Source organism: Acidaminobacter hydrogenoformans DSM 2784 (assembly GCF_900103005.1).
Lineage (GTDB): Bacteria > Bacillota > Clostridia > Peptostreptococcales > Acidaminobacteraceae > Acidaminobacter > Acidaminobacter hydrogenoformans.
Map to the genome: position 1 here is coordinate 24,314 of NZ_FMWL01000026.1, position 9,767 is coordinate 34,080.

8 protein-coding genes and 1 rRNA gene are annotated in these 9,767 nt (G+C 49.5%); 7 read left to right on the forward strand and 2 right to left on the reverse strand.

Annotated elements, in window-relative coordinates; genetic code table 11:
• Positions 1–5: 5 nt before the first annotated feature.
• Both BLP63_RS15550 and BLP63_RS15555 read left to right on the forward strand, forming a co-directional pair.
• Complete coding sequence (locus BLP63_RS15550) at positions 6–1,637, forward strand: NAD(P)/FAD-dependent oxidoreductase (RefSeq protein WP_092593220.1); 1,632 nt, start codon at positions 6–8, stop codon at positions 1,635–1,637.
• Between the two features lie 316 nt (positions 1,638–1,953).
• Positions 1,954–3,369, forward strand: a complete 1,416-nt coding sequence (locus BLP63_RS15555) for a sodium-dependent transporter (RefSeq protein ID WP_092593222.1) — start codon at positions 1,954–1,956, stop codon at positions 3,367–3,369.
• Between the two features lie 89 nt (positions 3,370–3,458).
• On the opposite strand, the gene BLP63_RS15560 is transcribed toward BLP63_RS15555, so the two are convergent.
• Together BLP63_RS15560 and pyrB are read right to left on the reverse strand one after the other, a co-directional pair.
• On the reverse strand, positions 3,459–3,890 hold the full coding sequence (locus BLP63_RS15560; protein WP_092593224.1) for an aspartate carbamoyltransferase regulatory subunit: 432 nt from the start codon (positions 3,888–3,890) through the stop codon (positions 3,459–3,461).
• A complete protein-coding gene (gene pyrB / locus BLP63_RS15565; protein WP_092593226.1) occupies positions 3,877–4,812 on the reverse strand; it encodes an aspartate carbamoyltransferase in 936 nt (311 codons plus the stop codon). Before pyrB ends, BLP63_RS15560 begins: the two co-directional genes overlap by 14 nt.
• 516 nt (positions 4,813–5,328) lie before the next feature.
• Here pyrB and BLP63_RS15570 point away from each other — a divergent pair.
• The 5 genes from BLP63_RS15570 to BLP63_RS15590 form a co-directional block, all read left to right on the forward strand.
• Positions 5,329–6,597, forward strand: a complete 1,269-nt coding sequence (locus BLP63_RS15570; protein WP_092593228.1) for a dihydroorotase — start codon at positions 5,329–5,331, stop codon at positions 6,595–6,597.
• Positions 6,587–7,516 (forward strand): orotidine-5'-phosphate decarboxylase, encoded by a 930-nt coding sequence (gene pyrF, locus BLP63_RS15575; protein ID WP_170829503.1) that lies wholly within the window; start codon positions 6,587–6,589, stop codon positions 7,514–7,516. The genes BLP63_RS15570 and pyrF overlap by 11 nt, the downstream gene beginning before the upstream one ends.
• 2 nt (positions 7,517–7,518) lie before the next feature.
• Entirely contained in the window at positions 7,519–8,304 is a 786-nt protein-coding gene (locus BLP63_RS15580) for a dihydroorotate dehydrogenase electron transfer subunit (protein WP_092593233.1), read from the forward strand.
• Positions 8,301–9,164 carry a dihydroorotate dehydrogenase gene (locus tag BLP63_RS15585; protein ID WP_092593237.1) on the forward strand — a complete coding sequence of 288 codons (864 nt, stop codon included), beginning with the start codon at positions 8,301–8,303 and terminating at the stop codon, positions 9,162–9,164. Before BLP63_RS15580 ends, BLP63_RS15585 begins: the two co-directional genes overlap by 4 nt.
• 504 nt (positions 9,165–9,668) lie before the next feature.
• A 16S ribosomal RNA gene (locus BLP63_RS15590) occupies positions 9,669–9,767 on the forward strand; the annotation flags it as partial.

Consider the following 9,767-nt stretch of genomic DNA (forward strand, 5'->3'; position numbering starts at 1 on the left):
CGGATATGCTGCGCGTCCATCAAATTAAAATGAACATTGACCACAGGACTGAGGAGATTGAAGCTCAGCTGAGAAAGAAGCTGGGAATGGGCAGCGCGGGGCCCTTAACTTGGCGGATCGCGCGAGAATCCCTCGATTTGCGTAAAGGCCAGGCACCGAGAGTAGTTTACAGTATTGATTTGGAAGTCGGTGCAAAAGAAGGCAGTATTTTGAAGCGGCTGGGCAAAGATGCGGAAAAGCTTCCTGAGCCTCCGCATATAGTCGCAGAGCCTCAGAAAGCCCAGGCTGACAATAGAATAAAACTTGCTCATCCACCTGTCGTCATTGGTTTTGGACCGGCGGGAATGTTCGCGGCTGAGCTGCTAAGCCGTCAGGGGCTGACGCCGCTGATCATAGAGCGCGGCAGCCGGGTTGAACGCCGCGCAGAAGCGATCGAACGGTTTTGGTCCTCCGGCGTTCTTGATCCGGAATGCAACGTTCAATTTGGAGAAGGCGGCGCAGGCACGTTTTCTGACGGCAAGTTGACGTCACGCAGCAAAGATCCAAGGGGGCAGCAGGTCCTTGACCTTTTTGCGGCCCTCGGGGCACCTGAGGACATCAGATACCGTCAAAAGCCTCATATTGGGACAGATATTCTCAGAGGCGTCGTGAAAGGGATGCGCCTCCGGATTGAAGCCCAGGGCGGCACGTTCATGTTTGATACCAGGGTAGACAGAATTGAAAGGCTGCCGGGTGGACACTTTGAACTCACCCTCTCTAACGGTGAAACCATCCATTCCGAAATAGTAATTCTTGCAATAGGTCACAGCGCCAGAGATACCGTGACTATGCTTCATGAAGAGGGTGTGGAGATGACTCAGAAGCCTTTCGCCGTTGGTCTTCGCATTGAGCACAGGCAAGAGGACATAGACGCACAGCAGTACGGTGAACATCTCGACAGCTTGAAAGGGCGTTATGGCGCTGCGGAGTACAAGCTTACAGCGAAGACCACTGAAGGCAGGGGCGTCTATACCTTCTGCATGTGTCCCGGTGGTGAGGTCGTAGCGGCGTCCTCTGAGGGCGGCGGGGTCGTGACCAATGGCATGAGTAGGCGCGCCAGAGCCCTTGAGAACGCCAACAGTGCCCTTTTGGCTACTGTGACGCCGGAGGACTTTGGCGGCGATCAGCTTCTCGCTGGGGTTGAGTTTCAGCGCACACTTGAAAAGGCTGCCTTCGAGCTTGGGGGAAGGACCTATGGCGCACCCTACATGATGGTGGATGAATTCCTGGGCTTTCGACCCTTTGATCCTGAGAGGCATCACGAGGGGGTCGCACCTACTTATAGGCCGGATCCGGTCAAGGCGGATTTCAGGGCGGTCATGCCAACGTTTCTCCTCAAGGCGCTTCAGGAAGGTTTGACAGAGATGGGTCAAAAGATGAAAGCTTTTGCCGATGGTGAAGCCATCCTCACCGCCTTTGAAACCCGCAGCTCTTCCCCCGTACGCCTGGTGCGTCACGAAAGGAGCCTCGAGTCCATTTCACACCCTGGCTTATTTCCATGTGGAGAAGGCGCGGGCTACGCCGGCGGCATCACCTCCTCTGCCATTGACGGCATACGCGTCGCGGAAGAAATTTTGTCGCGGTGGCGCAATCAATGATTTCATAAGGAGTTCACCGTTTTCATTGAAAAGCTTTACTCAATATGCTAAAATAATTGTGAATATTAAAAAAAGTTAACAAACTTAAGTTGAAGTGCTGCCAGACGCGTTTCCACGAACGATATGATTAAAATTCAAATTTAACGCTTCCATATTGTAGACTGATTTTATAAATGCTATGATTATAAACACTCGTTCTTTGAGTAACTAAAAGGTTGATCCATGATGCTTCACCGTGTAAACCCAATTGCGCGGTTGAATCATAGATGCATTATTATTTTCATTCTTATCTTCAATTAAAAAGGAGGCGTAGTTTATGGATCAAACAGGACAAAAAAGAGAAAACTGGGGTTCGCGGATTGGCTTTATCATGGCAGCCGCGGGTTCCGCGGTCGGCCTCGGAAACATTTGGCGTTTCCCTTATCTGACCGGTATGAACGGCGGCGGTGCATTTATTCTTATTTATCTATTTTTCGTATTTGTCATTGGACTCAGTATTATGACCGCTGAGTTCGCAGTCGGTCGTAACTCCGGCAAGGCCGCAGTTGGAGCTTACAAGAGCAAGAATAAAAACTGGACTTTTGCGGGCGTTATTGGGGTACTCAGCGGATTCTTGATCATGGGCTTTTATCCGGTCGTTGGCGGCTGGGCTATCGCTTATATCGTAAAATCCCTGACGGGTTTGACTGCAGCACCTGAAGCCATAGGAGATACCTTTGGCGCGTTTATCACCAATCCGGTGGAGCCACTCGCCTGGATGGCGCTCTTCCTCGTCTTGAACGTGTTCATCGTTGCAAAAGGCGTCGCTGGCGGTATTGAAAAAGCCGGCAAGATTTTGATGCCAACCCTGCTTACAATCTTAATCCTCATCGCGATCAGAGGTATGACCCTTGAGGGCGCAGGCGCAGGTCTTGAATTCCTCTTCAAACCTGACTTTTCAAAAGTAACTGGCGCTACCTTCCTCGCGGCTCTTGGACAAGCGTTCTTCTCACTGTCACTGGGCATGGGCTGTATGATTACTTACGGCAGCTACCTCAACAAAGAAGAGAATCTTCCTTCCAACGCATTTATCGTCACAGCCATGGATACAGGCGCTGCGCTTCTCGCCGGCCTTGCAATCTTCCCAGCGCTCTTCGCGTTCGGTATTGAGCCAACGTCTGGCCCTGGACTGGTTTTCGTCGTCGTACCTTCCATCTTCGCAGCTATGGGCGGTATTGGCCCGGTTCTATCCGCATTTTTCTTCGTCGCGCTGACAGTTGCCGCGCTGACTTCGTCTGTTTCCCTTCTTGAGGTTGTCGTCGCGTATCTCATGGATGAAAGAAACATGGCGCGTAAAAAAGCGGTTTATATCTCCTCTACAATCATGGTCATCATGTGTGTCCTCGCATCCTTGTCCCTTGGCGCAATGTCAGGCGTGACCTTCCTGGGTGTCGGCGCGTTCGACTTCTTTGATATCTTGACAGACAAGATCTTCCTCGCTATTGGCGGCCTTCTCCTTTGTGTTTTCACAGGCTGGTTTGTCAACAAGGAAGACCTCAGAAAAGAGCTTACCAACAACGGGACAGTATCCTTCGGGCTTTTTGAAATCTGGTACAACCTCGTTAAATATGTCATTCCTGTTGCAATTGCAATCGTCGCTGTAGCGGGCATCATGTCCATTACTCAGAAAGGCCTCATGATCTTTGGTCTTGCCGTGATCTTTGTACTGGGGTTATTCTCCAAGAAGCTGTAACTTTAATGTCAATAATAAAAGGCGTTTGGTTGGGGACTGTCCCCAACCAAACGCCTTTTTTTTATGAGGCTTCTGAAGAAGCCCTTCGTTTACAATCGATATTTCGTAATTTCTTCACAATAACTGCAGATGTACTCCGCAGAACCGTTCATTTCGTAAAGCTTGAATTTTGGAACCGCATAAGCGTCCGAATTTGTAATGCATCTTGGATTGATGCAGTTGAAGAGGCCGGTGACTTCCTCTGGGATATTCGCTTTGCGCTTATCTGTGATTTTAGAATCCCGGACAATATTGACGGTAATGTTGTGGTCAATCAAACCGAGAATATCCAGATCAATGTCAAAGACATCTGCAAGCTTGATGATGTCTTTTTTGCCGAGGGCTTTGCTGTCGACATTCATCAGCAAAACGACAGGTGAATCAATGTGTTCAGAGAGCAATTTGTTAAAAATTTTGAGTCCGTTTCCAGCTTTTATGTGGTCTATGACAATGCCGTTTTGGATACCTTTAACCTCTAGCATAAGGGCCCACCTCCAACAGTTTGCAAATCAGTGCCATCCTAACGTAAACGCCCATTTTGGATTGTTCGAAATAGGCAGCTCTTGGATCGGTATCCACATCAATGGCAATTTCGTTGACACGAGGCAGCGGATGCAGGATGATCAGGTCTTCTTTAGCGGTACGAATTTTATCGCGGTTCAAGATGTAGGTGTTTTTCAGCCGGACATAGTCTTCCTCATTGAAGAAACGCTCTTTCTGAATTCTCGTCATGTAAAGCATATCCAGTTCTTCGACAACATCCTCCAGGTAGCGGACTTCAATCAGCTTGACGCCTTGCTTTTCCAGTTGTCGCTTGAGTGAAACCGGGAGCGTAAGCTCATCTGGTGAAATCAGATAGAATTCTTTGTTTCCAAACCGCGCCAGCGTACGAATAAGGCTATGTACGGTCCTGCCAAATTTGAGGTCGCCACAGAAACCAATTTTCATGTTGTCGAGGCGGCCCTTAAAGCGCTTGATAGTGATCAAATCGGTAAGGGTTTGGGTGGGGTGTTGGTGACCGCCGTCGCCACCGTTGATGACTGGAATTGTGGCGAAATGTGTCGCGAGTTTAGGCGCACCTTCTTTGGGATGACGCATGACGATCAAATCAGAGTAGTCATTGACGACTTTAATGGTATCTGCCAGGGATTCGCCTTTTGCCGTCGAGCTGGTATTGGCGTCGCTGAAGCCAAGAACCTGTCCGCCGAGCCGCATCATGGCTGAATCGAAGCTCAGCTTGGTACGGGTGCTTGGCTCGAAAAACAGGGAAGCCATGATCTTGCCGTCGCAAACCTTTCTGTACTTAGCAGGGTTATCAAAGATTGTGAGTCCGGTGTCGACAAGGTGCATCAGCTCTTCCAGGGTGAAATCCTCTGGTTCAATCAAGTGTCGGACTTGGTTCATATAAGCGCCTCCTTTAATAATTGGGGAGTGGACAAAATAAAAGACCTTTTTCCCAGAGGAAAAAGGCCACAAAGGCATCATACTTTAGGTGTCGAAGCACCGTAAGTGACGTTGCGCCTTCCCAATCTCTCGGACTGAGTTAAAGGCTGTATTGAATTCGACTAATACTAACATACTTTGTTTTAGAGTGTCAAACGTTTTGAAGAAGATAAACGGATGTAATTCCATACAGGTGAAAACATAAATATGAAGTCTTCGGATCGCGGCTGATTCCAACAGCGCCTCGTGATTCTCATAAGATTCTCCAAGTGTATCCCGGTACCATGAGGGCAGATTCAGATTGACATTGACGTATGGGTATGATATTTTGGATAGAGCCATTTAAATGACAGCACCTTTAACCAGGTACGAGATGCCTGTAAGGTCGAACTGATGAGAATGAACCGGCTGAAGTGCCGGTATCCTTCCCCTTGCAGACAACTGCAAGGGGTTTTTTGATTTTGAGGAGGCGAGCGGATGAAACGTTTGATACTTAACGCGACCTATTTGAGGGGCGCATCCCTGGAATGGGATAAGGGGCCGCTTTTGATTGAGGATGGCGTTGTTAAGACCATCGGCAACGAGTCTTGTGAAAAGCTGATGGCTGAAGCCCATGAGGTGATTGACGCCAACGGATGGATTGGAATACCGGCCTTTGCTGACCTTCACGTCCATTTCAGGGAACCGGGATTTGAAGCCAAAGAAACCCTGGAAACCGGTCTTAGGGCAGCTGAAAAAGGCGGGTTTACCCTCGTGGCCGCCATGCCAAACACAAAGCCGCCACTGGACAGCGTGGACCGAATTGAGGCCCTCGTTGAGAAAGCGAAGGGGCTGTCTGAGGTAGAGTTTTTGCAGTTCGCGGCAGTGACCCTGGGGCAAAAGGGAGAGACCGTTGTAGACGTTGAGGCCCTTGCCGCGAAAAATCTCAAGCTTTTTTCGGAAGACGGTCATGAGGTCCAGTCGCCGGAACGGTTTAAGGAAGCGCTTGTCAGGGTAGAAAAAGTAGGCGGGATCGTTGTCACCCATTGTGAGGATCACCCGCTTACAGTAGAATTTAAAGATGCGCCATACCCGCCCGAAGGTGAGTGGCATATGGTTAAACGGGATATTGAACTGGCCGCGGAAACTCAGACAAGGCTGCACCTGGCGCACCTCAGCACCAAAGAAAGTATAGAACTGGTTAGAAAAGCCAAGGCTGAAGGCGTCAGAGTGACTTCGGAGGTCGCGCCGCATCATCTTTTCTTTAACGCGGACAGATTGAACTTCACAACGGCGTTTTATAAGGTGAATCCGCCACTGCGCGGCGAAAAGCACATTGCCGCGCTGATTGAAGGCATCAAGGATGGCACGGTGGACATGATCGCGTCAGATCACGCGCCGCATGAAATTGAAAGCAAGCGCTGTCCGTACGGCCAAGGGAGCTATGGCTTCAGCGGCCTTGAATATTCTTTTTCTGCGACGCATACCGCATTGAGGGCGAATGGCATCAGTTTGAGAACACTGGTCAAACTCATGAGCTTTGCGCCAAGAAACCTTATAGGTCGGGAAGACAACATCATTGAAAATCAGCATTTTGCAGATCTTGTCTTTGTTAATTTGGATGAAAGCTTCACCATTAAAGAAGAAGATTTAGTGTCCAAAGGGAAAAACTGCCCATATATTGGACACGAAATGACCGGGGCTGTTAAGTGTGTAATTTTGGGAGATCAAGTCTTATACAGGAGTGATGAGAAAAATGTCCGCTGATCGTTTAATTCGAAAAATTATGGAGAAGAAAAGTGTGCTTTGTGTTGGACTCGATCCCGTTGTTGAAAAACTGCCGGAAAGCCTAAGGAAGGATATAGAAAAGGGTGGCAAAACCCTGGAGGCCGCAGCAGACGCAGTGTTCAAATTCAACAAGGTTGTCCTTGACGCCATTGAACCTTATGCAGCTGTGGTTAAACCCCAAATCGCTTTTTATGAGGCCCTCGGTGTACCCGGTCTTGAAGCCTACAGAAAGACGGCGGCATACGCTAAAGCCCTCGGACTCTATGTCATAGCAGATATAAAGCGCGGGGATATTGGAACGACGTCGGAAGCTTATGCTCAAGCCCATTTGGGCTATACGGACATTCTTGGCGAAAAAAGAAGAGCCTTTGAGTCGGATGCTGTCACGATCAATCCCTATCTTGGAGATGATTCGAATCACGCTTTCAGTCAATGGGCGGCAAAGGAAGACGGCATGACCTTTCTCCTGGTCAAAACCTCGAATAAAACCTCCAGTCAATTGCAAAATCAGAAAATTGGCGAGCGCTGCGTTTTTGATGTGGTGGGAGACATGCTGAAAGAAAGTCCTTTCGCGGTTAAAGGCGACTTTGGCTACACGCCGCTTGGCGCAGTCGTTGGGGCTACGCATCCAGAGGAGCTGAGTCAGCTTCGGAGCTCACTTGAGGGGTGCTTCTTCCTGATTCCCGGCTATGGGGCTCAGGGCGGAAGCGCGGATGACGCGACGCAAGGGTTTGACGCCCGAGGACTGGGGGCAGTTGTCAACTCCTCCAGAGGTGTCATCTATGCCTTCGGAGAAGAGGAAGACTTTGGCGCGAAAATCGCTGAAGCCGCAAAGAAATCCAGAGACGACCTCAATGCCGCGCTGGAGCGCGCCGGCAAGAAGTACTGGGAGGCTTAGCCATGAAGGCCATTCGCGACCTGAAAATTATTAAAATAGATGAAATAGCTAAAGGCATCTTTTCATTGGTGCTTGAGCGGCATCTGGATTTTGGAGCCCTCAAACCCGGCCAGTTTTTCAATCTGGCCTTGAAGTCGAGAGAGCTTCCCCTGCTCAAGCGTCCTATCAGCCTGTCGACCTGGGATGACACGACCATGACCTTTGTCATCCGCAAAGTGGGTAAGGGGACAGAGCTGTTATGCGCAGCCCAACCTGGTGAATGGGTTTCTGCGGTGGGCCCGCTGGGAAATGGCTTTGACCTTGAAGCCCCTGCTGCTGAAGCGACGCTCCTTGGCGGCGGTATTGGCACCGCGCCGCTGCTGGCGCTTGCGGAAATGCTGTCTGCAGCTGGCACTAAAGTCAACGTTTACTTGGGCTACCAAAATGAACCCTACCTCGTCGAAAACTTCAAAAAAGTGGCCGATGGTCTTTTTATAGCCACCATGGAGCCCGTCGATGGCCTTTACCACGGAAACGTCGTCGAGTACTGGATGGCTCAAGAAGCTGATGAAACCGAACGCCATGTTTACAGCTGCGGCCCGGACGCTATGCTTCATATGGTTCAGCTTTCCCTGAAATCGAGATCCCAAAAGGGCCATCTTCTGACAGAAGAGCGCATGGCGTGCGGCATTGGCGCTTGCTTGACCTGCGCCAAACCCATTGAGAGGGACGGCGAAGTCCATATGCTCAGGACGTGCATTGAGGGACCCGTGTTCAAAGCAGAGGAGGTCGTATTCGAGTGCAAATGAATAACGTCGATTTGAATGGCCTGGTACTCAAGAATCCAGTCACCGTGGCGTCTGGCACCTTTGGCTTTGGGCGGGAATTCTCGGATTTCTACGACCTGAGCCTACTGGGCGCTATATCCGTCAAAGGCCTTACCCTCAAGCCACGCGAAGGCAACCCCGTTCCGCGGCTCGCAGAAACACCAATGGGGATGATCAACAGTGTTGGCCTTCAGAACCCTGGCGTCGAAGCTTTCATTCGCGACGAAATTCCGTTTCTTCGGACGTTCGACACCAAGATCATTGCCAATATCAATGGCAACACCCTGGAAGAGTACGTTGAAATGGCGAAGATCCTCGACAAAGAAGATGTGGACTCCATAGAAGTCAATATTTCCTGCCCTAATGTCAAAAGCGGCGGGATGGCCTTTGGGACCGATCCCCTGATGGCCTCAAAAGTCACTTCAGCCGTCAGGAATGTGACCTCAAAGCACATCATTGTCAAGCTGAGCCCCAACGTTACGGATATCCGAACGATTGCTAAGGCCGCAGAGGTTTCTGGCGCGAACTGCCTGTCCATGATCAATACGATTACAGGTATGGCGTTTGACCTCAAGACGCGCCGCCCTATTATTGCCAACCGCATAGGCGGCCTTTCCGGTCCCGCTGTGAAGCCAGTAGGCGTGCGCATGGTCTATGAGACCGCATCCGTCGTTGGGATTCCTATCATTGGCATGGGCGGCATTATGAACGCTGAAGATGCATTTGAGTATATCCTTGCGGGCGCATCTGCCATTGCGGTGGGCACGGGGAATCTCGTAAATCCTATGTGCGCGCCGCAGGTTTTAGAGGGTTTGAAAAAATATCTTCCAGCAGAAGTCTAAAAATTGTTATAGTGATGAAAGAAAAGCCCTCTGCCGATGGTCTCGATAAACCACACAGAGGGCTTCGGTCATTCATTTCTCTCTTACTTACATCTGGAACGCACTGATCCAAACTTCCAAAATCCCAATGTGATTCGATAAAGCAAAAGTTGCTTTAAGGAAGGAAAAAACTTTGCTCTTTTTTGAAAAAACATAGTTGACGAACGCAATCTGAGATGCTAAGATAATCAAGTCGCTGAACGCTTGCGAGACAACGCCTCAGAAAACAAACAAAGAAATTGAAAAAACTCTTGACGACTACAAATCACAGTGTTAAACTGTAATAGTCACTTGAGATGGCGAGTCGAAAAACTTCCTTTAAAAGCGACCATTCGATCCTTGAAAACTAAACAGTGTACAACCCAAAATTCTGAAATAAATGTCGGTTCTGCTTGGAACCGGCGAAGTGATTTCTGATTATGGAAATAATGCAGAGGTCAGTGATATAACTGCAAGTTAAGGATTATGATTAAGAGTTTGATCCTGGCTCAGGATGAACGCTGGCGGCGTGCCTAACACATGCAAGTCGAGCGCGATTAGTTGGAACGGCGACTTCGGTCAAAG

Coding starts and splice junctions, on each gene's coding strand:
- pyrB (WP_092593226.1), bottom strand. CDS start 4,812: ATGAACCAAGTCCGACACTTGATTGAACCAGAGGATTTCACCCTGGAA.
- BLP63_RS15570 (WP_092593228.1), top strand. CDS start 5,329: ATGAAACGTTTGATACTTAACGCGACCTATTTGAGGGGCGCATCCCTG.
- BLP63_RS15560 (WP_092593224.1), bottom strand. CDS start 3,890: ATGCTAGAGGTTAAAGGTATCCAAAACGGCATTGTCATAGACCACATA.
- BLP63_RS15550 (WP_092593220.1), top strand. CDS start 6: ATGCTGCGCGTCCATCAAATTAAAATGAACATTGACCACAGGACTGAG.
- BLP63_RS15555 (WP_092593222.1), top strand. CDS start 1,954: ATGGATCAAACAGGACAAAAAAGAGAAAACTGGGGTTCGCGGATTGGC.
- pyrF (WP_170829503.1), top strand. CDS start 6,587: ATGTCCGCTGATCGTTTAATTCGAAAAATTATGGAGAAGAAAAGTGTG.
- BLP63_RS15580 (WP_092593233.1), top strand. CDS start 7,519: ATGAAGGCCATTCGCGACCTGAAAATTATTAAAATAGATGAAATAGCT.
- BLP63_RS15585 (WP_092593237.1), top strand. CDS start 8,301: ATGAATAACGTCGATTTGAATGGCCTGGTACTCAAGAATCCAGTCACC.